The 23,959-nt window shown below is 40.7% G+C and carries 21 protein-coding genes and 1 pseudogene; 18 read left to right on the top strand and 4 right to left on the bottom strand.

Going from position 1 to position 23,959, the window contains the following annotated elements; genetic code table 11:
* Positions 1 to 122 precede the first annotated feature (122 nt).
* Positions 123 to 467: a hypothetical protein gene (locus tag AKG98_RS07640; protein ID WP_228140245.1), complete on the bottom strand. Its 345-nt coding sequence runs from the start codon at positions 465 to 467 to the stop codon at positions 123 to 125.
* A 73-nt stretch (positions 468 to 540) separates the two neighbouring features.
* Positions 541 to 1,479, bottom strand: a pseudogene (locus AKG98_RS07635) (extracellular solute-binding protein).
* 342 nt (positions 1,480 to 1,821) lie between these two features.
* Here AKG98_RS07635 and AKG98_RS07630 point away from each other — a divergent pair.
* The 11 genes from AKG98_RS07630 (at position 1,822) to AKG98_RS07585 (ending at position 10,673) form a co-directional block, all read left to right on the top strand.
* Positions 1,822 to 2,760, top strand: a complete 939-nt coding sequence (locus tag AKG98_RS07630) for a porin (RefSeq protein WP_067043719.1) — start codon at positions 1,822 to 1,824, stop codon at positions 2,758 to 2,760.
* 435 nt (positions 2,761 to 3,195) lie between these two features.
* Entirely contained in the window at positions 3,196 to 4,131 is a 936-nt protein-coding gene (locus tag AKG98_RS07625) for a porin (protein ID WP_067043716.1), read from the top strand.
* A 167-nt stretch (positions 4,132 to 4,298) separates the two neighbouring features.
* Positions 4,299 to 4,703 carry a hypothetical protein gene (locus tag AKG98_RS07620; RefSeq protein ID WP_067043713.1) on the top strand — a complete coding sequence of 135 codons (405 nt, stop codon included), beginning with the start codon at positions 4,299 to 4,301 and terminating at the stop codon, positions 4,701 to 4,703.
* A 51-nt stretch (positions 4,704 to 4,754) separates the two neighbouring features.
* Positions 4,755 to 4,922 (top strand): hypothetical protein, encoded by a 168-nt coding sequence (locus AKG98_RS22700; RefSeq protein ID WP_228140244.1) that lies wholly within the window; start codon positions 4,755 to 4,757, stop codon positions 4,920 to 4,922.
* Positions 4,903 to 5,337 (top strand): LysE family translocator, encoded by a 435-nt coding sequence (locus AKG98_RS07615; RefSeq protein WP_255358635.1) that lies wholly within the window; start codon positions 4,903 to 4,905, stop codon positions 5,335 to 5,337. Before AKG98_RS22700 ends, AKG98_RS07615 begins: the two co-directional genes overlap by 20 nt.
* Positions 5,338 to 5,426: 89 nt before the next feature.
* Positions 5,427 to 6,413, top strand: coding sequence for an acyltransferase (locus AKG98_RS07610; protein WP_067043710.1), 987 nt, complete (start codon positions 5,427 to 5,429; stop codon positions 6,411 to 6,413).
* 68 nt (positions 6,414 to 6,481) lie between these two features.
* The gene (locus AKG98_RS07605) at positions 6,482 to 8,155 is read left to right on the top strand and encodes an AMP-binding protein (RefSeq protein ID WP_067043706.1); all 1,674 of its coding nucleotides are present in this window, start codon (positions 6,482 to 6,484) and stop codon (positions 8,153 to 8,155) included.
* A gap of 178 nt (positions 8,156 to 8,333) precedes the next feature.
* Positions 8,334 to 9,074 carry a DUF1538 domain-containing protein gene (locus tag AKG98_RS07600; protein ID WP_067043703.1) on the top strand — a complete coding sequence of 247 codons (741 nt, stop codon included), beginning with the start codon at positions 8,334 to 8,336 and terminating at the stop codon, positions 9,072 to 9,074.
* Positions 9,071 to 9,880, top strand: coding sequence for a DUF1538 domain-containing protein (locus tag AKG98_RS07595; protein WP_083543913.1), 810 nt, complete (start codon positions 9,071 to 9,073; stop codon positions 9,878 to 9,880). The genes AKG98_RS07600 and AKG98_RS07595 overlap by 4 nt, the downstream gene beginning before the upstream one ends.
* A gap of 56 nt (positions 9,881 to 9,936) precedes the next feature.
* Complete coding sequence (locus AKG98_RS07590; RefSeq protein ID WP_067043701.1) at positions 9,937 to 10,287, top strand: P-II family nitrogen regulator; 351 nt, start codon at positions 9,937 to 9,939, stop codon at positions 10,285 to 10,287.
* A complete protein-coding gene (locus AKG98_RS07585) occupies positions 10,284 to 10,673 on the top strand; it encodes a CBS domain-containing protein (RefSeq protein WP_045110048.1) in 390 nt (129 codons plus the stop codon). The genes AKG98_RS07590 and AKG98_RS07585 overlap by 4 nt, the downstream gene beginning before the upstream one ends.
* Before the next feature lie 115 nt (positions 10,674 to 10,788).
* Here the strand turns inward: AKG98_RS07585 and AKG98_RS07580 are convergent, their stop codons facing one another.
* Entirely contained in the window at positions 10,789 to 12,123 is a 1,335-nt protein-coding gene (locus AKG98_RS07580; protein WP_067043698.1) for a sodium-dependent transporter, read from the bottom strand.
* A gap of 334 nt (positions 12,124 to 12,457) precedes the next feature.
* Between AKG98_RS07580 and rarD the strand changes: the two genes are divergently transcribed.
* Positions 12,458 to 13,381 carry an EamA family transporter RarD gene (gene rarD / locus AKG98_RS07575; RefSeq protein WP_067043695.1) on the top strand — a complete coding sequence of 308 codons (924 nt, stop codon included), beginning with the start codon at positions 12,458 to 12,460 and terminating at the stop codon, positions 13,379 to 13,381.
* A gap of 202 nt (positions 13,382 to 13,583) precedes the next feature.
* Here the strand turns inward: rarD and AKG98_RS07570 are convergent, their stop codons facing one another.
* Positions 13,584 to 13,940, bottom strand: coding sequence for a hypothetical protein (locus tag AKG98_RS07570; protein ID WP_067043692.1), 357 nt, complete (start codon positions 13,938 to 13,940; stop codon positions 13,584 to 13,586).
* A gap of 680 nt (positions 13,941 to 14,620) precedes the next feature.
* Between AKG98_RS07570 and AKG98_RS07565 the strand changes: the two genes are divergently transcribed.
* The 6 genes from AKG98_RS07565 (at position 14,621) to hisA (ending at position 23,898) form a co-directional block, all read left to right on the top strand.
* Positions 14,621 to 15,712 carry a Glu/Leu/Phe/Val dehydrogenase dimerization domain-containing protein gene (locus AKG98_RS07565; RefSeq protein WP_067043689.1) on the top strand — a complete coding sequence of 364 codons (1,092 nt, stop codon included), beginning with the start codon at positions 14,621 to 14,623 and terminating at the stop codon, positions 15,710 to 15,712.
* Entirely contained in the window at positions 15,705 to 16,811 is a 1,107-nt protein-coding gene (pdhA, locus tag AKG98_RS07560) for a pyruvate dehydrogenase (acetyl-transferring) E1 component subunit alpha (protein WP_067043686.1), read from the top strand. The genes AKG98_RS07565 and pdhA overlap by 8 nt, the downstream gene beginning before the upstream one ends.
* Positions 16,808 to 17,785, top strand: coding sequence for an alpha-ketoacid dehydrogenase subunit beta (locus AKG98_RS07555; protein WP_067043683.1), 978 nt, complete (start codon positions 16,808 to 16,810; stop codon positions 17,783 to 17,785). Before pdhA ends, AKG98_RS07555 begins: the two co-directional genes overlap by 4 nt.
* Positions 17,785 to 18,933 carry a dihydrolipoamide acetyltransferase family protein gene (locus tag AKG98_RS07550; protein WP_067043680.1) on the top strand — a complete coding sequence of 383 codons (1,149 nt, stop codon included), beginning with the start codon at positions 17,785 to 17,787 and terminating at the stop codon, positions 18,931 to 18,933. The genes AKG98_RS07555 and AKG98_RS07550 overlap by 1 nt, the downstream gene beginning before the upstream one ends.
* 60 nt (positions 18,934 to 18,993) lie before the next feature.
* The gene (locus AKG98_RS07545) at positions 18,994 to 22,512 is read left to right on the top strand and encodes a methylmalonyl-CoA mutase family protein (RefSeq protein WP_067043678.1); all 3,519 of its coding nucleotides are present in this window, start codon (positions 18,994 to 18,996) and stop codon (positions 22,510 to 22,512) included.
* A gap of 627 nt (positions 22,513 to 23,139) precedes the next feature.
* On the top strand, positions 23,140 to 23,898 hold the full coding sequence (hisA, locus tag AKG98_RS07540; RefSeq protein ID WP_067043676.1) for a phosphoribosylformimino-5-aminoimidazole carboxamide ribotide isomerase: 759 nt from the start codon (positions 23,140 to 23,142) through the stop codon (positions 23,896 to 23,898).
* The last annotated feature ends 61 nt before the right edge of the window (positions 23,899 to 23,959 follow it).

The raw sequence follows: 23,959 nt of genomic DNA, 5'->3' as shown, positions 1-23,959 counted from the left end.
TTAAGGCTAGCCGCCTAAGTCATTTGTGGCGGTAGGTAGTACCGACACGTTAAATGCTTGTAAGAGGTTTTAGAAGCCTAAAGTGATTTATATCACAATGCTTAAACTGTTGACGACAAGAATCACCTTGCTTTAGCTGGGTGAGCTTCAAAAGCACTTTTACCATGTAGGATATTGTTGGCTTTAACCGCGAGCAGTAAGGCAATAGCCAAAGATAAAAAGGAGACCACTACGGCAAAGCCAAGGGTGAAAAAGACAGATCTTAAATATTCAGCTGAATTAAAAATAATGCTGTAGTTTTCTAATCCGACAAATGTAGATGATAGACCCCAAGGATCTTCTAACATAAATGATAGATAAACGGCTTCAGCGGCTGGATAGAAAAAAAACACAGCGATAATTGCAATTTGTGGTACTAAAAGAATATAAGGCAATGCCGAGTGGGTAAATTGTTGGCGTTGTTCCACAATAAAAACCTAATGAATTAAAAGGAATAGGTTAACTGTGGCACACACGATGTGTACCACAGTCAGTAATAGGCTATCGCACAGTTCGAGCGAAACGATTTAGGATAACCTGGCTTTCTTTATCGATATTGTTAAGCGCTTTTTCTACCGAAGTTCGGTTAGCAAATACGTTATCAAACTCACGATGCATGACTTCTTGGATTTGTGAGTAGAAACCTAAACGGTACCCTAGTGTCCATTTACCACCGGGTAGACTAAGTTGTTTAATGCCCACTTCTGCATCTGGTTGTTCTTGGTAGTAACCTGATTTTTTGGTTAGCGCATAAGCCGCTTTTGTTACGGTTACGTAACCCGTTGACTTATGCCAAAACATTTGTGTTTCAGGACTTGTTAAGAAGCTAAAGAATGCGGCTGCAGCTTGCTGTTCTTTCTTCGGTTTACCATCAATAGCGAATAAAGCCGCACCACCAATAAAAGTACGACCCGCATCTTTATTAATTGATTTCCAGTACGGTAGGTAGGTTGTGCCTAAGTCAAAGTCAACGCGATTTCGTAAACCACCAAATGAGCCTGATGACCCCATCCACATGGCTACTTGCTGCCTTTCAAACGGTATTTGGTTTGTATCCCAATCTGAGCCGTAATATTTGTAATAGCCGTTGTCAGACCATTCTTTTAATTTGTTAAAGTGCATCTGCATATCAGGCGTATTGATCATAATTTTGCTTGCAGGTGCATCAAAGCCATTATTTTTATTCGCGACAGGTAAGTTATGACGAGACTTGAAATTTTCGAACATGATCCAAGGTGTCAGCGATTATGAGAAAGTGGCGTAACCTTGTGTTTTTAGTTTCTTAGCGACTTGTTCCATTTCTTCATAGGTTTGAGGTACGTTAACACCGACCTTATTTAGAATATCTTTATTGTAATAAAGTACAGGTGTCGAACTGTTGAAAGGCATGCCAATCATTTTACCGTTACTGTCAGCATAAAAATTACGAACACCCGCAATATAGTCTTGATTATCAATCGCTTTTTCATCTCAATCCTTAATGATTATCTAGTTAATACCTGTAAATGTGATGATACGTATTTAATCATCGCGTGATGACTGGTTCGGTTTTGATTGATGGGTTAATGAACGAATGGTAAACAAGGTAAATTATGGTCATGAAGAGTAAATACTCTTGAGTCGATTTGTAATATTGATTATCTTCACGTTTTTCAAAGGCATACTGTGCTTGCTTGATGCGCTATTTAAAAAATATTTAGCCATCAGATTCACTACCGTCTTAACTATTTATCACTTTTACTATCAATTTAAGCATCGACTTAACTAATAATGGGATTGTTCATGAACAACATAAATAAAGCGCTATCTTTCACATTGGCAACACTTGTATCTACGTCAGCTCTTGCTGACACGATAGACACCGATGATTTTTCTTTTGGTGGGCGTGTTGAAGGGTGGGGAGGGCTTGTTGATAGTTCTTATGAAGATAATTTACGTGTTCGTTTAAATGGTCAAGGTAAACACCAAATCAATGACGCTATCACGGCGGTTGGTAAATTGGAATTTGAGGCTACAGGAATGCAGTCTTCATCTGATAAAATTAGCGATTATACACGTTATGCATACGTTGGCGGTGAGACTGCTTACGGAACACTAACATATGGTACTCAAGATAATGCTGTTACATATCTAACTGATTTTACCGATATGGCTGAAATTTTTAGTGGTTATACAAACACTGGCATTGTAGCAAGTGACGATAGGGCTGAAGATACAATTCTTTATAGCCTGACCAAAGGTGATTTTAAATTTAATGCATCTGCTAACCTAAAAGGAAATGTAAGTGGCGGCGGCGTGATGCTTGCTTATCAGTTACGCAAGGACATTGAAGTTAGCGCAGGCTATGCGAAAACAGAAACGATGTGGTATAACAAATCCTCATCAGATGTATACATGCTTGGTGCTCGTTATACTAAAGATAGTTTTTTACTTTCAGGCTTAGTACAACAAGGTACTATATATGATGCTGACTTCGATGCCGTTGATGCATTTGCATCTTATGAATTTGGTCAAAACAAGGTAAGTGTTTCATATAACTATTTAAGTGCTGACGATAAACGCCATTTATTAGATGTTAACTTTATCGCATTTGAGTATGGTCGTTATATTGGTGATTTAGCGCTATATACTGGCTACAAAGTTGCATTAAGCAAGGACACTTCAGCTTCAACTGGCACGAATGCTGATGAATTTATGTTGGGTGCTCGTTACTCTTTCTAATACGGACTTATAATTCAGTAAGTAAAAACATTAAAAATAGAAAGGCACACTTTAACGTTTTGTTGAAGTGTGCCTTTTTTGTTTTTACTAAAGAGCTCTAATGCCTAATCGGATTGTCTACACTAGAGATTGCTAATTTTCGTTGTAGCTTCTTAATTTATAAACGTATGTGCGCACGTAATGCTGCATTCAAGTTAGATTTTTGTTTGATGGGTTAACGTACTAATGGTAAAAAAAGTAAATTATGGTCATGAAGAGTAAACACTCTTGAATCGATTGCGAATATTGATTATCTTCACGTTTTTCAAAGGCATACTGTGCTTGGTTGATGCGCTATTTAAAAAAACATTTAGCCATCAGCTTCACTACCGTCTTAACTATTTATCACTTTTACTATCAATTTAAGCATCGACTTAACTAATAATGGGATTGTTCATGAACAACATAAATAAAGCGCTATCTTTCACATTGGCAACACTTGTATCTACGTCTGCTATTGCTGACACGATAGACACCGATGATTTTTCTTTTGGTGGGCGTGTTGAAGGATGGGGAGGGCTTGTTGATAGTTCTTATGAAGATAATTTACGTGTTCGTTTAAATGGTCAAGGTAAACACCAAATCAATGACGCTATCACGGCGATTGGTAAATTGGAATTTGAATTTTCAGGACCGCACACTTCATCTAATGGCATTAGAAATTATACGCGCTATGCATACGTTGGTGCTGAAACTGCTTACGGAACTCTCACATATGGTACTCAAGATAATGCTGTTACATATCTAACTGATTTTACCGATATGGCTGAAATTTATAGTGGTTATACAAACGACAACATTGAAGCGAGTGACGATAGAGCAGAAGAAACAATTCTTTATAGTTTGAGCAAAGGTGATTTTAAATTCAATGCATCTGCTAACCTAAAAGGAGATGAAAATGGCGGCGGTGTGATGGTTGCTTATCAATTACGCCAAGATGTTGAAGTTAGCGCTGGTTATGCTGCCACAGAAGCGACTGGGCGTAACTCAAACTCATCAGATGTATACATGCTTGGTGCTCGTTATACTAAAGATAGTTTTTTACTTTCAGGCTTAGTACAAAAAGGCACTATATATGATGCTGACTTCGATGCCGTTGATGCATTTGCATCTTATGACTTCGGTGAAAATAAGGTAAGTGTTTCATATAACTATTTAAGTGCTGACAATGCACCCAATCTACATGTTAACTTCGTAGCATTTGAATATGGCCGTTATATTGGTGATGTCGCTCTATATACTGGCTACAAGGTTGCACTAAGCTCGGATACTTCAGCGGGTGGTGGTCAAAATGCAAATGAGTTTATGTTGGGTGCTCGTTACTCTTTCTAATACGGACTCATTCATTTAAGTCTAAATTTAGGCAAAATAGCTCTGTTCCTTCAAGCCGTTGACGACTCTTATAAGTATCGTTGACACCTTGAGGGAATGGAGCGTTTTATTTATACATTTAAATTAATATAAGCAAATTAATACAAGCAAATTAAAAGGTCTTTGCTATGAGAAAAAGTCTCATCATTTTATTGTTTACGACATTTATATCTGGTTGTGCGGGTCTCGGTGTAGCGACTGTAGGTGCCGTTATGTATTACAAAAGTCAAAACCATGAAGTCGCAACTGTCGATATTAAGGCATCTGCGAATAACGTTTATAATGCCGCTCTTAATATTTTGAATAGTAATCCTGACGTAGAAATTGAGAATCAGGACGATGCTGCAATGCTGTTAGATATTCGCCAGGCGGATACCGCTGCGACTATTAAAGTCGCGAAAATTAATAGCAATATTTCTCAGCTGACAATCAGTGCTGATGCGAGTGTTAATAATGGCGTCAGTAGTGTTCTAGGGGGGGTATTTAGAATCTGTAAGGAGCTTAATGTTGAATGCGAATTGAGTAAACAGTAAATCTCGTCACGTGCTACAATTGATAGTCGATAAGAAAGAGGGAGTTGTAGTATGTTCGGAGTAACAGAACTGTGGTTATTTGTGGTATCAGGCATCATGTTAAACTTGATCCCCGGTCCTGATTCTTTATATGTTATTGGACGTAGTGCAAGACAAGGTTTTCGTGCGGGTTCTGTCGGCTATTTTAGCCACATCGGCGATGGCATTTACTGTGGTTAAAGTAATTGGCTGTATATACTTGTTATATATTGGTTTCAGTATGCTGTTATCAAAGAGTAAAGCGGCTAATGTTGATATTGAAGCGAGTGCCGAAAATAGAAATACATCATTATCAAATATCTTCTTTCAAGGTTTTTTGACCAATGTGTTAAATCCCAAAGTTGCCTTGTTCTTTTTAGCTTTTGTCCCGCAATTTATTGCTATGGATTACCCAGACAAAGCGCTGTCATTTATTTTTCTTGGCGTGATTTTCAATATTAACGCGATGATCTGGTGTCATATTTTAGCTTGGTCATCATCGTCAATTAGCGGTAAGGTTAAACATAACCAGCGCTTAACAACTTATTTAACGAGATTCACAGGCGGTTTGTTTCTGTTTTTCGGTGTTAAATTAGCGATGAGTAAACAAGGCTAATTTCGTACAGTTCCCACTTTTGATGTTTAGACCATATTGGCTATAATTAAAAACCAGTAAGTGACTTGCTGGTGAAATAAGGGCCAATAATGCAATTTATCAATAATTACAGAGGAATTGCTATTCTACTCATAGTGTTGATTCATGCCATTGGCACGATCAATAATGATGACTCTGCAATATTATTCGGCATTGGCTTGTTACTCGAAAACTCGACAATATTATTTGTTGTTGTTGCGGGCTATTTATTTTCGGCTTTATCAGTAAATTTTGATTACCTTAAATTTCTAAAACATAAATTTAAGGTAATCATTGTACCTTATTTTTTCGTCTCACTTCCCGCCATCGTAATTTACATGACAGGTCTTAAAAGTACCCATTTTTGGATTGATATGGACTGGTTTCGTAGCCTAAGTCTAGCCTACCAATATTTGTATTTAATGGCTTCGGGTTCTCACCTTGTCACGTTATGGTTTATTCCGATGATTATTCCATTTTACCTTCTGAGTCCGGTTATTCTTTATATCAAAAGTAAGTGTTTATTAGAGGCTTTTTTTATCGTGTCATTAGTGCCCGCTTTGTGGTTTGGTCGGCCGTATTTTAGTGAGAATAATTTGATATGGAGCGTGTATTTTTTGCCTGCTTATTTACTGGGCATGGTGCTTTGGCAGCGACCGCGTATTTATGAAGTACTGGTCGAATATAGCGGATATATTTTAGTCGGTTATATCGTTGTTTATCTTTCTAGTACATGGTTTTCTGCGTTTAGTTCGTCGGTTGATTTACTGTGGAAGATGAGCTTGTCTGTGATTTTAATCGCCTGCTCTAAACGTCACCTATCGAAGAAGAATCGGTGGTTAAATATGTTTGCTCACTTAAGTTTTTATCTGTTTTTTGTGCATGGTTATTTTATTGGTGTGATTAGAATTTTGTATAAACACTACTTTAATACCGAGGTGAGCGGCATTATTGCAGCATCGGCCAGTTTCTCAATCACAATTATATTGTCGTTATTGTCTTTTGTTATTATTAAACTGATTCTAAAGGAAAAATCAAAAATATTTGTTGGTTTATAGCCCTGCGGTTATGACTAATACTGATGTCGTTTATTCGCTGTCATGTACGTAAATCGAAAGGGGGCGCTATGTTTTTTAATGATTTACGGTTATTTAAAAATAATACTGCGTTGATCGATGCGAAAAGTGGTGAACAAATCACTTATTGTGAGCTTGATGATCAAGTTGATGTTTTAGCGACGGAGCTTGGTTGTCACAAAGAATTAGTGTTTATTGAATCAAGGAATACGATCAAATCGGTAATTTGCTATTTAGCATGTCTAAGGGCCAATAAAGTTATTTATCTTGCAGATGATTTTGAGAATGAAAAGTCCGCGCAACTCATTCATTATTACCAACCGAACCTACTTATTGATGGGTTTGGGCATATCCGCCATCATTCACACCGTGTTTATCTTTTACATACTGATTTAACCTTGTTGTTGTCTACGTCTGGCACCACAGGTACCCCTAAGTTTGTTAAATTAAGTTCGCATAACTTGCAGTCAAATGCCGAGTCTATTGTCGAATACCTGCATTTAAATAAAACGGATATTGCGTTAGCACACTTAAAGCTACATTACTCTTATGGTTTATCAATTTTGCATACGCATCTACAAGTCGGCGCATGTACTGTTTTTAGTCAGCAAAGTGTATTGGACACGGGGTTTTGGGACGATTTAGTCACTTATTCCGCGACCAGTTTTGCGGGTGTTCCCTATACATTTGAAGTGTTATTAAAAACCAATTTTGATTTTAGTTGTTATCCAAGTTTACGTTATGTTACTCAGGCTGGTGGCAAGTTAGAGGATTTTTTAGTGAAGGAATATGCTTTGCAAGCGCAGGTAAATGATATTGAATTTTTTGTCATGTATGGGCAAACAGAAGCATCACCGAGAATATCGTATCTTCCACCCGAGTTAACGGTGGACTTCCCCGGTTCTATTGGTCGTGCTATCCCGCAGGGTGAATTGTTTATTGTTGATGATGAGGGGCAAAAGATCAATGCGTTAGACATACCTGGTGAACTGGTATATCGAGGTGAAAATGTGATGATGGGTTATGCTAGGTCGATTGATGATTTAGCGATCGATACAACCCCGTCTATGTTATTTACGGGAGATATTGCTTGTCGAACACAGCATGACCTTTTTTATCTTATTGGTCGGACTAAGCGCTTTGTTAAGTTGTTTGGGCTACGTATTAACCTTGATGATGTCCAAAGCTTTGTGAAAAAGCGGTATCCGCACAGTGCGGTGACCGGGAGCGATGAAAGCATTATTATTGCGTTAGAAAACGCTCAAAGTGGGCAGGGTAAAGTGCTAAATGGTGCTGAGAGTAAAGCGCTGATCACTCGCTTAAGTGACGCTTATGCGTTGCCACGTGATAAATTTATGATCTTGACGTTTCAATCGCTTCCACTACTCGAAAATGGTAAATATGATTTACGTACTATCGAGCAGCAAGTTTATAAGAAACACAGCATCGGTTTTTTACAACGCTGGCTTAATACCATCGCGGCCATTCTAGAATTGGATACAAAAGAATGGGACAGTATCTCTTGTCTATTTATGGCGGCTTTAGGATTAAAAGTATTGACGCTAAGTGACAATTTTAATGATTTAAATTCAGACTCATTGTCATTTGTCTATTTATCTGTAGAGCTCGAACATTGTTTAGGTAACGAACTTCCTGATAACTGGCAAACGTGTAGTATCGAAGAACTTGAGTTAATTTATACTGCTGTACGGTTTGATGATTGAAGTAGTTTGGGTATCTAAACAATTATATCTTTCGTTACTGTTAATGATAAGTTAACACAAGGTTTCTTTAAGGTTTAAACCACCCCTATAGGGTTATTTTTGAACTTGTTGATTTAGATCAGTTTTTTAGTTTTCCAGTACGCTAGTATCCCGATTAATTAATTTAATCAAGGAGGCTATGTTGGTTAACACGTTTAAAACCCTGCTTAAATTTATGTTAGGGAGTATCAGGGATCTTGCTCCTATCATTCTTGTCATCCTATTCTTCCAGTTAGTTGTTATTCAGCAACCTTTACCGAATGTCGGCCAACTGCTTATTGGTGTTCTGTTCGTATTATTAGGATTAACCTTCTTTATTCATGGCCTTGAACAAGGCTTATTTCCTATTGGCGAATCTATGGCTCACGCATTTGCGCGTAAGGGCAGCGTTGGTTGGTTGTTAATTTTTGCATTTTGTCTTGGTTTTGGTACGACGGTTGCGGAACCTGCATTAATTGCTGTTGCAGCAGAGGCGGCGAGGGTTGCCGCGAGTGGTGATCTAATCGGGTCAACACAAGCGGCAATGGATGAATATGCACAAGGTTTAAGAATGAGTGTGGCCTTGAGTGTCGGTATTGCGATTGCAATTGGTGTGCTGCGTATTATCAAAGGCTGGCCATTACAGTGGTTCATTATTGGTGGTTATATATTGGTGGTGATCATGACTATGTTTGCGCCAGCTGAAATCATTGGTATTGCTTATGATTCGGGTGGTGTAACGACGTCAACGATTACTGTACCGCTCGTAACTGCATTAGGCGTGGGACTTGCTTCTTCTATTAAAGGCCGAAATCCGATGATTGATGGCTTTGGTCTTATCGCGTTAGCGTCGCTTAACCCGATGATTTTTGTAATGGCTTATGGAATGGTGATGCTATGACCTTTATTGATATGTTAAATCAAATTGGCTCGACAATCATGACTACGTTTCATGACGTTTTACCTATTGCCGCGATATTATTTGGTTTCCAGTTTGCTGTTATTCGTAAACCTTTACCTAATTTAGGCCGAGTATTAATGGGTTTTTTGTGGGTATTACTTGGTTTGTCACTGTTTTTGATTGGCTTAGAGTGGGCATTGTTTCCACTTGGTCGTTTGATGGCGCAACAACTAACAGACCCTATGTTTCTTGCCAGTGTTAACAATATCGATGTTGTGACTGGAAGTGTACGTGAACTGGTTTGGAGTGATTATTATTGGGTATACCTGTTCGCATTCTTCATCGGTTTTGCAACGACGATCGCGGAACCGTCTTTGATTGCGGTGGCAATAAAAGCCAATGAAGTATCGGGTGGTGCGATCGGCATTTGGGGTTTACGTTTATCCGTTGCGCTAGGTGTCGCGATTGGTATCTCGCTTGGTTGCTATCGTATTGTAGTGGGCGACCCTATTCATTGGTACATCATGGCGGGTTATGTGGTGGTTGTTTTACAAACCCTTGTCGCGCCAAAGTTAATTATCCCACTGGCTTATGATTCAGGTGGTGTAACGACGTCTACAGTCACAGTGCCGCTCGTTGCCGCATTAGGATTGGGGTTAGCAGAAACGGTGCCGGGGCGTAGTCCGATTATCGATGGTTTTGGTCTTATTGCCTTTGCAAGCCTGTTTCCGATCATGTCGGTGATGGCGTATGCACAAATATCGCAGTGGGTCAGTACGCGTGACAAGAAAATCGCTACCCACTAATTAGCGAATGTTGACGAGTCAATACAGTTAAAAATTATGAATTGTTGGAGAAAAAAATGCATTTTAAATTAATCGTCGCCTTTGTCGAGGCTGGTCTTACTGATGGGATCATGGATGCTGCGCGCAGTGCCGGTGCAACAGGTGCCACTATTATTAATAACGCGAGAGGTGAAGGCTTAAAGCAATCAAAAACCTTCTTTGGTTTGACGCTAGAAACGCAGCGTGATGTTTTATTGTTTATTGTTGAAGAGCATTTAAGTCGACATATTTTAGAAGAAATTAATAAAGTCGGCCAGTTTGATGAAAAGCCGGGTTCGGGTATTGCGGTTCAAATCGACGTGGAAGATGCGGTTGGTGTGAATCATCAAATTAGTCAATTAACTAAAGTTGTGGAGAATGAACTGTGACCAAAAATTTAATTAAAGCCAATGCTGTGATGACGCAAGATTATATTTGTATGGATGGTATGCAGACCATTCGTGAAGCGATTGATGCGATGAAAAATAATGATATCAAAGTGATCATCGTGAACAAACGTGACCAACATGATGCTTACGGTATTTTGGTATTATCAGACATCGCCAAGCAAGTATTAGCCAAAGACCGTTCACCCGATCGCGTTAACATTTATGAAGTGATGGCAAAACCAATCGTATCTGTGCCGCCGCAAATGGATATCCGTTACTGTGCTCGGTTATTTGAGCGTTTTGGCTTATCTCACGTACCTGTGATTGAAAATGAAGATATTCTAGGTTTGATTGGTTATAAAGAGCTGGTTCTACACGAGCTGTAATACGTTAGTCGAGTCAATCAATGATATGAAAATGGCGGCCATGTCACTATTATTGCAATAGGAAGTAGCCGCCTTTTTATCATTTTTGACGAATTAAGTCAGACGTTGATAATGATTAAGATGCTAGCACTAGAATGATGAGTACAGGGCAAACAATACGTACATACCAAGGCCATATTTTCCAAAATAAACTATCTTCGAGCTCTGTACTGCCTTGTTTAATTTCGGCAAGTAGTTGGTCTCGACGCCATATCCAACCCACTAATAATGCGAAGATTAGCGAAAGAATAGGCTGCGCATAAACGGTCGTTGCTGTGATCACTAAGCCAAACAAATCGGCAAAGTTAAAGATGATCACTGCTGAAATCAACGTAATAATACCGCCAATCCACCAAACTACTGTTGAACGGTCCTTATTCAATTCTTCGGTCGCACAAGATACAGGTACTTCTAACATTGCGATTGATGACGTTAGGGCGGCAATAAGCATTAATACAAAGAACAAAATGCTGATAACAATGCCCATCGTACCCATGGTATCAAACATCGCAGGTAATACATTAAACACTAACGTATCAGAGCTAAGCAGGGCTCCGGCAGCATCATAAATTTCAACGCCATTTTTCTGTGCCACGAACATAGCAGGTAAAATCAGTAGACCCGCACCAAATGCAACGCCAGTATCGAGTAATGCGACTTGCATGGCTGTTGTTGGAATATTGGTATCTTTACTTAAATATGAGCCATATACCATCATTGCACATACGCCCAACGATAATGAGAAGAACGCTTGACCCATCGCACTGATCACTAAGTCTGAACTTAGGTGTGAGAAGTCGGGAACAAGGTACATTTCAAGACCTTCACTCGCGCCATCGAGTGTTAAGATATAAGCGGTCAGCAAACCAAATAAGATGAACAGTAATGGCATTAAACGTGAAGACCAGCGTTCGATACCATCGGTAACGCCGCTTTTAACAACGTTGATAGTCATTAACATAAAGATAACCATCATTACCAAGTTACGTTCTGTACCAAATGCATTCACCCATTCAGCCGCAGCATCAAGACCGATAAGTGTAAACAGTGGAGACAGTAATGAACCTAATAACCAGCCCGCAACAATTGCGTAAAAGCTTAAGATCATTGATACCGCAACCATACCTGCAATACCTAAACCAGCAGCAGCCATTTTTTGTTTTGGCCAAATCGATTGAATGGATTTAATTGGATTAGCTTGACCGTGACGACCGATGGTTAGCTCTGCCACGAGTAATGGGTAAGCTAGAATAAACACCATGAATAAGTAAACAAGTAAAAATACAGCCCCACCGTTACTCGCTGCTTGTGTGGGGAAACCCCAAATATTACCGACACCGACTGCAGAACCTGCTGCTGCCATGATGAAGCCGAATCGAGATGAAAATTGTGCTCTTGAACCTGTTGCCATTTTTATTCCAACGTATTTCTTGCCGAGTTAGTGGTTAATTTTGCGAATTGTGTACATGGTCTATTGTGGTGTAAACCTTTCTGTACACGTGAGCAAAATTAGATTTCAATTGTATTGGTGACAAGTAGAACAGTTTTATCGTATTATTAAAAGCCCGAAGGGCATATGTTTCATTTATTAATGTGTGTGCAGTTTATAATTTAACCAATTCATTTATATTTAGCTTATCCACCTCATCTGAATCTTTATACTCAATATATAAAACTACAGCAGCGTGCTCTGGTATTATCCCAGATCTTACTCTCATTCTCTAACCAGCTGAATTTGATAACCTATGATTTTCTCCAAACTTAATAGTAAAACACTCCATTTTTCCGATCACAAAAAGGGATTAATAGCTTCAATATTCGCTTCTTGTTTATTTGCATTGCTGCCCTTGTATGTACAGTTCCAACCGACCTGGCCAGAAACAGGTGTTGCCGGAGGCGCTGGTCATTGGCTAGCCGGGCAAAGAGTGTTGTGGAGCGCTGTTATTATGCTATTGGGTTTAATCGTAGTAGGGCGAATATCATTGTTGTGGGAACAATTAAAACAATGGCGATTATGGCCGCGATTTTTACTTTCCGCCTGTTTAATTGCGCCACAGTTTTGGATTTTTATCTGGGCGCCTCTACAGGGGGAAATACTCTCGGTGGCATTAGGCTATTTTGCGCTACCTCTGACGTTGGTTGCCGTTGGTTATTTTGTCTATGGTGAGCAATTAACCCGTGCACAGTTATTCGCATGCATCATTGCAGCTTGTGGTGTTGTTTATGCTTATGTTATTGCTGATGGCATCTCTTGGATTGTGTTTGTGATTGCTTTAGGTTATCCGCTGTATTTTATGAATCGCCGACGTTACCCAATGGCGAGCGATCTGGTATTCACCTTAGACAACATTTTTTTACTACCAGTTGCACTGCTTGGCATGCTTTATTTACAACCCTTTAATGATTGGCTACAAATCGACGTCTGGTCTTGGGCTTATTATCTAGGACTCGCGATTACAGGCACACTACCGATGTTATTATTTTTATACGCTTCACAAATGCTCCCACTTAGCCTGTTTGGTTTATTGACTTATTTAGAGCCGACATTAGTTTTTTGTGTTGGCTTATTACTTGGTGAGCGCATTGAATTAATCCAATGGCCAATCTATGGGGCTATTATGCTTGCCTTGGTATTAATCGCTGTAGATAGTTATAAACGACGCGGTTAGTACTATATTGGGAATAATGAATGCGCAAATTAGGAATGGATTGATCTAAGCCATATTTGGACATCAATGGCTTAGAGTATACGGTTCTCATTACAGAAAGTGCTCTTCTCCGCGTAGGTGAGCACCGCGTTAATGGGAAAAATATAGGTAATGGCTAGCTAAGCCTACCTTGTAAAATGTTTAAATCATTGCATGGTAAACCTTACATTTCTTCTTCTTCGTTCTCGGCTTCATCCATCTTAATCGCTGAGAATGGAACTGAGGTGCACTCTTCCCATTCGTCACTATACGGTAGCCATACACTATACGTATAGAAAGGAGAAATAATACCATCGACTATCGCTTCAGTCCCAGCAGGGACATCACTTGTACAGCCGCATTCATCAATACTGCATGCCTTTGTAAATACAACAGAGCTTTCGATTTCAAAACTCTTATTAAAAACAGCAGCCTCAAGCTTTCTTAGGCGTAAATCGACGTCATCATCTGCAAAGGCATTGCCCGATAAGCATGCAAACCCCATTAATGTCGTTAACGTTATTATTTTTAGTGACTTCATTTTAATTCCTTTTTAGTTATTTTTGAGTAACTTTCCATGTTAGGTCGGAAGTATTCCACGGATCATTATGAGGTACAAGAGCCTTGTCTTTAAGTGGGTCTGGTAGTTCTGCCATTGTGGTTAAGCGCATAATTTTAATATCTCCACTGGGATCTACTTCTCATTCATTCACTCGCTATAGCTAATGACATCATTGCTTCCAAAAGGATTGTAAGCACATGATTTAAAACCAATAAGGTACATAATCACTAATGTCGAAACTTAAGGGGATAATAAACAAGATGGACAAACAAATAGCCCCCGATGGCCGTAATGCCGAACAGTTAAGAAAAATATGTTCGGTTAACTGATCCTTCTCAGCAGTCAAAATCCAAGTCTTCTAAAACACTTGGATTTTTTATGAGCATATTACGGGAAAGCCAAAGCTCTAACTCATTTCGGGGCATAAGTGAGTTACAAAATAGATAAACCTTCTGCTAGCTGCTTGAGATGTTCTTAGCTCATTTTTCAGACACTCACCACTGACGTGTTGTTAGTCACGATAACGGGTTTGCGAATGGGCACTGTTGCGTATCGTGTCTATAGTTATCCATAGAGTAACCTCCTGTATACCCAATGACTTAAATGTAAATAACTGTGCGTCTTCAGGGTATCTGTAACCCAAGGTTGGAGAACCGTTTATGGCAAGCTACATTGAATCGAGAGAGTCGGGAGCATCGACCGATCTATTTGACATGGCTGAACAATATCCATTCAGCGATGTGCACTTCTGGCGAGACCCAGAAACACAATTACAAGCAATCATCGCCATTCATAGTACTCAATTAGGCCCTGCTATTGGTGGCTGTCGAATGATTAATTACCCTTCAACTCAAGCTGCGGTTAAAGATGCATGCTGCTTAGCGGCTGGTATGAGCTATAAAACAGCAATCAACCGACTACCTTTTGGTGGGGGTAAAGCGGTTATTTTAAAACCTGCACATTTAATGGATCGTAAGGCGTTATTTACGTCGTTTGGCCGCTTTGTCGAAAGTTTAAATGGTCGCTATATTACGGCAATGGACAGTGGCACGACGATTAATGATATGGATATTATCGCCAGCCAAACCAAGCATGTTATGTGTACCACAACCGCAGGATTAGCCTCGGGTGATCCCTCTCCCCATACGGCGAAAGGCGTTTATTACGGTATAAAAGCCGCGGTGAAGTTTAAGTTGCAGCAGGAATCGCTTGCTGGTCTTCATATTGCTATTCAAGGGGTAGGTAATGTGGGTTATGCATTGGCTAAGCTACTGCACAATGACGGAGCTAAGTTAACCGTTGCTGATCCAAATAAACAGGCAACACAGCGACTTATTCATGAATTTGACGTAGATGTTGTGACTGGTGATGCGCTTTATGCTGTGAATTGTGATGTCTTTTCACCGTGCGCATTAGGCCAAGTTATTAATACCAGTTCTATCGCTCGATTAAATACCTCTATTATTGCAGGTTCTGCAAACAATCAATTACAAAGTCGCAGTATGATTGACGCGTTGGCAGCAAAGGGGATTTTATATGCGCCTGATTATGTCATTAATTCTGGTGGCGTATTACAGATTAGCTACTTAAATAAACCCGATGTGATGCAGCATAAGCTGGCGGCGTTGTATGGCACATTACTGGATATATTTACCCAAGCAGAGCAACAAAATAGGTCGACGGTTGATGTTGCCAATGGTTTAGCTGAAAAGATACTGACGGAACCATTCGCAGGAGCTAATTATGAATAAACATACGGTCAAGGCTGAAAATATATTCCGCGTCGGTTATACCCAATATCTGGATGAAACAGGCAGGCTATCAGAATCATTGCAACAGATTTCTATTGCGGGCGTTAGCAGTGAATTACTTGTTGAGTTTTACCGTTGGATGTTATTTACCCGTACTTTTGATTGCAAAGCAATTGCGCTGCAACGTACTGGGCGTCTTGGCACCTATGCCTCATGCCTTGGTCAAGAAGCGGTCGGCACCGCAATTGGTAAAGCGATGCGCAAAGAAGACGTGTTTATTCAAGCTTACCGAGAAACGGCCGCAGTACTTATCCGTGGCGTAAAACCGGAAGAAATTTTGATGTATTGGGGGGGCGATGAACGCGGTATGGATTTTCAGGGGCCGCGAGAGGATATGCCTTGTACCATCCCAATTGCGAGCCAGTGTTGTCATGCTATCGGTATCAGTTATGCGATGAAGTTACGGAAAGAACCGCGTGTTGCTGTTGTTGTTTGTGGTGACGGGGCAACATCCAAAGGTGATTTTTATGAATCCATTAATGCTGCAGGCGTGTGGCAGCTCCCGGTTGTCTTTATTATCAATAATAATCAATGGGCTATTTCTCTGCCGCGGAATGATCAATCGAGTTGTGTAACCCTAGCGCAAAAAGCCATTGCAGGCGGTATCAGTTGCGAGCAAGTTGATGGCAATGATGTTATTGCTTGTTATATCAAAATTAAGGACGCTATCGACAGAGCCAGAAAAGGCCAAGGCCCTCACCTGATTGAAACAATTTCTTATCGTTTATCCGACCATACTACCGCCGATGATGCGTCTCGATATCGTGATGAGGATAACGTCGGGGAGGCTTGGCAGAAAGAACCCATGACACGACTACGCCGTTTACTCTTAGATGAATTTATTATTGATAACACAGGGATAGAGCAGCTAGAAAAAGAGTGCAGTGATGAAATTGACGCTGCAGTGGCGCGTTATCTTGCTATTCCCCCCGCGTCGCCAACCACGATGTTTGAATATTTGTATGAAACCTTGCCCGACCATTATTTAGATCAATTAGAACAAGTCAGAAACTCAAGTTTGCAGGGAGGTGAAGAATGAAAGACATGACTCTCATTGATGCAGTCAATAACGCCTTGTTTGATGCAATGACAGAAGATAAAAATGTCATCTTACTGGGTGAGGATATTGGTGCTAATGGTGGTGTGTTTCGCGCGACGGAAGGACTGCAGTCTGAGTTTGGTCGTGAACGCGTCATTGATACCCCATTAGCGGAGTCTCTCATTAGCGGTATGGCAATCGGTTTAGCGGTACAAGGCATGAAACCCGTAGTCGAAATCCAATTTATGGGCTTTATTTATGCCGCGTTCGATCAGTTTTTATGTCATGCAGGGCGAATGCGCAATCGTACGCGTGGCCGTTTAACCTGTCCTATGGTATTACGTGCGCCTTATGGCGGTGGGATCCATGCGCCAGAGCATCACAGTGAAAGTACTGAAGCTATCTTTGCGCATCTTCCAGGTATTCGCGTGGTAATCCCATCTTCTCCTGGACGTGCCTATGGTTTATTGCTTGCTGCTATCCGCGATCCCGATCCTGTGGTGTTTTTAGAACCGAAACGTATTTATCGATTACAAACTGAATCTGTCGAAAACAATGGTAAAGCACTGCCGTTAGATGTGTGTTTTACCCTGCGTGAAGGCTCGGACGTGACCTTAATTAGTTGGGGGGCGATGTTATATGAAACGTTGCAGGCTGCGGATCAGCTAGCAGAACGCAATATATCTGCTGAAGTTATCGATCTTGCCACGATTAAACCGATTGATAAAACCACGATATTAAGCTCAATTGAAAAAACGGGCCGCTGTGTGATCATATCAGAAGCCGCACGCAGTGGTGGCGTTGCGTCAGAAATTGCAGCCATTATTGCGGAGGAAGGGCTGATGACGTTATTGGCACCCGTCATGAGAGTGAGTGGTTATGACACCATTATGCCACTGGCTAAAATGGAAAAATATTATATGCCAAGCGTTGAGAGAATTATTTCCACCGTTAATAATGTCATGGAGTTCTGATGCATATATTCAAATTACCTGATTTAGGGGAAGGACTGCCCGAAGCTGAAATTGTTGAATGGTTTATAAAACCCGGAGATGTGGTGAAGGTAGACCAGTTAATGGTGTCGATGGAAACGGCAAAGGCAATTGTTGAGATCCCGTGTCCAGAGTCCGCTACCATCGTGAAACTGTATGGGCAAAGCGGTGACATTATTCATACTGGCGATCCGCTTGTTGAGTTCTCTGAAGAGGGCGTGACATTATCGAGTAAAGTAGAGGCAAACACCGAACAGCCTAAAGCGTCGACATCTGTGGTGGGAGAGCTGCATACATCCGAAAGCAAGTTAAAAGAGACGGCGCAATCGGTATCGGGAAACAGTATCGGGGTGAAAGCAACCCCCGCAGTACGGGCATTAGCGCATCGATATAATATTGATTTAGCGATTGTGACCCCGTCTGGAGCACACAGCACTATTACAGCAGCAGATGTAGAGCGTGTAGTGAAAATATTTGCGGACGTGGGTGAGCTAGTCCCATTGAAAGGTGTGCGTCGTAGTATGGCAAAAGCGATGACGCAAGCGCATGCCGAAGTTGTCCCTGTGACGATACATGATGATGCGAATGTGTCGACTTGGTTTACTCAAGGTGATATCACCGTCCGGCTGATTCGTGCAATGGCGCTCGCCTGCGAAGCGGAACCCACATTGAATGCTTGGTATGACAGTCATTCGATTGGTCGTCGTATTATTAAATCGATGCATTTAGGTTTGGCCGTTGATACTCAAGATGGTTTATTCGTACCCGTGATCCGAGATGCACAAAGCTATAGCGCTGAGGCGATGCGCGACAAAATTAATACCCTCAAAGAATTGGTATCACAACGCAAAATTGCGGCCGATGATTTACGTGGTAATACCATCACCTTATCTAACTTTGGCAGTATGGTGGGTAAATATGCAAATCCTATTGTTATGCCTCCCACTGTTGCAATCTTAGGTATTGGGCGCTTATTTCAGCAGTTGGCCTACATGACACCGGGTGAGGGCGATATTATTGAGCATACCTTATTACCCTTGTCTTTAACTTTTGACCATCGCTCTATTACGGGTGGTGAAGCGGCTCGATTTTTAGCGGTGTTAATGGCTGATTTAGCCCTAGATAGTTAATATGATATGGCGAATGTAAGTGAGCCAGATTGAAAGTAACATTTATCGGAGTGAAGAGTGATGAAAACGACTTCAACCAAGTTTCCTTTGCGTATTTTAACTGCGACCTGTTTATTTGACGGCCACGATGCTGCGATTAATATTGTGCGGCGGTTACTGCAGGCTCGGGGAGTTGAAGTCATACATTTAGGTATTAACCGATCGGTTCATGATGTTGTCACCGCGGCATTGCAAGAAGATGTTGATGCTATTGCAATGAGCTCTTATCAGGGCGGGCATAATGCTTATTTTAGTTACTTATTATCGAGTCTTGCTGACGCTGGGGCTAAGCCCGCTATATTTATTGGCGGCGGCGCGACTATTACCGCTGATGAAGCAAGGGCATTAGAGGAGCAAGGTGTTTCGCGTGTTTACACCAGTACGGATGTGCTGTGTTTAGATGAGATGATCAGTGATTTATTACAACGCTTAATCGCGGTTAAGCCCAAAAACAAAGCAAAATTTAATGTAAAAAAATCAGCCGTTGAATCTGCAACCGATATGTATCTGGGGCAATTAATCACGGCTATAGAGCAGGGTAAGATTAAAAGTCCAAGTCGCGTTACAGCGGCTTCTGTCACGTCCGCTAAAAAATCGCTGGTGGTGGGGATCACAGGGACAGGCGGTGCGGGAAAAAGTACGTTTAGTGATGAATTATTACGTGCGTTATTGCAGCTCTATCCTGATATCAACATTGCGTATTTAGCCGTGGATCCCAGTTGGCAAAAAACCGGAGGTGCCTTGTTAGGCGATCGTATTCGCATTAATACCTTGCCACATGACCGTTTGTTCATGCGTTCTATTGCCACACGACAAGCCAATGTATCAGTGAGCCAGTCATTGCAAACTTGTGTGCCAATGTTAATAAACCAAGGTTTTGACCTTGTGTTAATTGAAACTGCGGGCATTGGTCAAAGTGATAGTGCGATTGTTGAACTGGTGGATTTCAGTCTTTATTTAATGACCAAGGACTATGGTTCCAGCAGTCAATTAGAAAAAATTGAGATGTTACAATTTGCCGATGTTGTAGTGTTGAATAAAGCAGATCAGCAAGGGAGTGAAGATGCGTACAATGCTATTCAACAGCAATGGCGTTTTAACCAGCAGCAAGCGCTGGCCACGAATGGCGAATTACCTATTTTTCCCGTTGTTGCAAGCCATTATAACGACCATGGTTTTAGTCGTTTTATAGCATTTTTGATGACGAAGCTGTGTTTTACACCAGAGGCTGGTTTAAAGTCGCATTACCAACAAATACTGACAACATATCCTCGTTATGATTGGACGTTAACAGAAAGCCTGTTACAGCTGCAAACGCCAGATTATCTCACCGCTATTTATAACCATTATGTACAAGTCACAGACCAAAATCAGCAGCAAATAGAACAAGTACGCCAACTGCATAGTTGCTATCAAATGTTGAGTGATTTGGGTGACCCTTGTTTACCTCCTAAGTTAGCCCGTTATCCACAAGCTGATTTAGAGAGTGATATCGATGCGGATAGTTTCTTAGTGACAGATGCGTCTTTGAAGGTGTTATTACCCCCGTTACGATTACGCTATAACAAATTTCTTGCGCAGATAACGGTACCACTTAGGCATGCACTATTGGCTTGGTTTAGAGACGATGAAGAATTAGCGTTAAAACGTATCGAGGAGGGGGTTGATACAATTGGTTCTCATCAAACCTATGGTGAGCATAAAGACCATTTTGTCAGCTTAAGTGGTACCGTGATCCCGCATGTAGCCAGACCAAACGAAAATCACTGGGATAACATTACGGCATTTCTGCTTAATGAGAATATCCCTGGTCACTTTCCTTATACCGCGGGTGTATTTCCAACACGACATAATGATGAAGACCCGACGCGGATGTTTGCGGGAGAAGGTTTACCCGAAGATACCAACAAACGTTTTCATTATTTAATTAAAGGTCAAAAGTCGATTCGGTTATCGACGGCATTTGATCCTAATACCTTGTATGGACATGATCCTGCAATAAGCCCGGATATATGCGCTTGTATTGGTATGTCGGGGGTGTCTATTGCAACGCTTGATGATATGAAAGTATTGTATTCAGGCATTGATTTATGCGATGCCGCAACCTCGGTATCGATGACAATTAATGGCCCCGCGCCGATACTGATGGCTTGGTTTTTACATACCGCCATTGATCAGCAAGTCGAGTTGTATTTAACACAAGCGAACTTATGGTCAAAAGCCCATAAACAGATTAAAGCTTATTTTTCATCTTGTGGTATTACAGCTAAGCAAAGACCTGTTTACCGTGACGTATTACCTGAAGGGCATAATGGGTTAGGGCTCGCGCTATTAGGTATTTCAGGGCAAGTATTGATGGTCGAATTACTTGGATTACAGGATGAATACATAACGCTTAAACAAGCCACTTACAATAAAGTCAGAGGGACATTACAAGCCGATATTTTAAAAGAAGAAATTGCTCAGAATGAATGTATTTTCTCATTGGATTTTGCGCTGCAATTAATGGCGGATATGCAGGGCTATTTTAGTGCGAATGCTATCGTGAAATTTTATCCCGTCTCTGTGAGTGGTTATCATATTGGTGAAGCGGGAGCCAATCCGATAACCCAATTAGCCTTTACATTGGCCAATGGATTTACCTTACTCGAATATTATTTAGCGCAGGGATTGAAGATCGACGATGTGGCACCAAGGCTCAGCTTCTTTTTTAGTAATGGTATGGATCCTGAATATGCAGTGATAGGGCGGGTTGCTCGCCGGATATGGGCCCGCACATTAAAATCCGTTTATAATGGTAATGATCGCAGCCAGAAATTGAAATATCACATTCAAACATCGGGGCGCAGTTTGCAATCGAAAGAAATAGATTTAAATGATATTCGCACTAGTTTACAAGCCATTTATGCACTTTGTGATAATTGTAATAGTTTACACACGAATGCTTATGACGAAACTATCACAACCCCGACTGAAAACTCTGTTTATCGTGCGTTATCGATTCAATCCATTATTAATCGTGAGTTTGGGTTAAATAAAAATCAAAACCCGCTACAAGGCAGCTATGTCATTGAGCTGTTAACCGATCTTGTCGAAGAAGCGGTGTATGCTGAATTCAATCGCTTAGCACGACGAGGTGGTGTGTTGGGGGCGATTGAAACGGGGTATCAACGCGCTCAAATCCAACAGCAAAGTATGTATTATGAGAAATTAAAAAGTACAGATAAATTTGATATGGTCGGGGTTAATTGCATGTCTAGAAGCCATGGACACAATGATGGCACTGACACGGTGAAGATGAGTGAGAAACAGCTAGTGCGTTGTCCTGACGCAAAGAAAAAACAGCAAATTGAGGCCATATCACAATTCCATAAACAGCATAAGGAACGCAGTGAATGCGCATTGGTTTCGATGAAAGTAGCGCTATTATCAAGGAGTAATAGCTTTGGAGCATTAATGAATGCAGCACCTACGGCTAGCTTGTCGCAACTGGCGGATATTCTATATTTAGTCGGTGGTAAATACCGTCGAAATATGTAGGAAATCGATAAAACGCACACATTGGTCGCCATTACATAGGTTTAAATCTTAATATGGAAAGCAATATTGTTTGTTTGATTATGTGATACGTTTCAAATGAAAGCTTGTATTGTTGTTTTTTTATGTTACATTGGTCACATCTTCTCGAGAAGATATAAAAATGCTCAAAGGATGAGTCCGTTAAACCGCCTCCAAGGAACCGAGATCAACTGAGCCATTTGGTTCGATTTTTGATTAATGATTTAGAAGGTGACCCCTATGAAAAATTCAGTACCTGCAACACCTGTTTTTGGTGATTTATATAACTCGAAATTCACTTACCCAAGACATTTAGGCTACTAATTTCTAGGCATTCAGAATTTGACGCCATCTATCTATAGATGGCGTTTTAGTTTCTGATATTCGACGTCTGCCCGTTATACTTTATCTCTTACCGTTTTATTTGTTCAATTTCATATACCTTCGTACTTACTTTCTCATTTGATTATTTTTTAATGAGTTACCTCTCTTTTTATCCTCGATATTTTAAAACACCGCATTCTGCTGTAATTCTGGTTATACTGGTGAGCTAAAATCGAGTTACGATCAGGAATTGATCGTTTAGTCTTTAAACAGAGGAGTGTTGTTTTGACTCAGTTTCGTCCTTGTATTGATTTACACCAAGGTAAAGTAAAACAAATTGTTGGTGGTAGCTTGAATGATCAAGGTGCTGCGACTAATTTTATCAGTCAATATGACGCGGCATATTATGCCGATATTTATCGTCAACATGATTTACGCGGTGGCCATGTGATTGCATTAGGCCCCAATAATGAAACTGAAGTGCTAAAAGCATTAGAAGCATGGCCTCAAGGACTACAATTTGGTGGTGGTGTTAACTTAACTAACGCCGCCCGGTATATAGCGGCTGGCGCATCTCATGTCATTGTTACATCATATCTGTTTGATGGTGACGAGTTTAGCTGGGAAAAATTAGCGCAGTTAAAAGCATTAATCGGAAAAGAGCATTTAATTTTAGATCTGAGTTGTAGAAAAACGGCACAGGGTTGGAATATTGCAACGAACCGTTGGCAGACAATCACGAGCACCGTCATAAATGCAGACACATTAGCGCAACTTTCTGAGCATTGCGCTGAGTTTTTGATTCATGCTGCTGATGTTGAAGGGTTGCAAAATGGCATAGATCAAGAGCTTGTTACTTTACTCGGTCAGCATACGACAATACCAGTGACTTATGCTGGTGGCGCTCGCAGTATTGATGATCTTGCTTTAGTTGAGCAATTATCAAAGGGTAAAGTGGATTTAACGATAGGCAGTGCGTTAGACATATTTGGCGGTTCTGGTATTACATTACAGCAGTGTATTGATTGGAATCAGAGTCATTAATACTGACTAATTTAGTTGGCTTTATGGAATTCTTTCATAAAGCCATTTAAACAATGGCCCA

It is taken from the genome of Moritella sp. JT01 (assembly GCF_001574435.1).
Taxonomy (GTDB): Bacteria; Pseudomonadota; Gammaproteobacteria; order Enterobacterales; family Moritellaceae; genus Moritella.
Note: the sequence above shows the minus strand (reverse complement) of the source record. Positions and strands in the feature narration are given on the sequence as shown.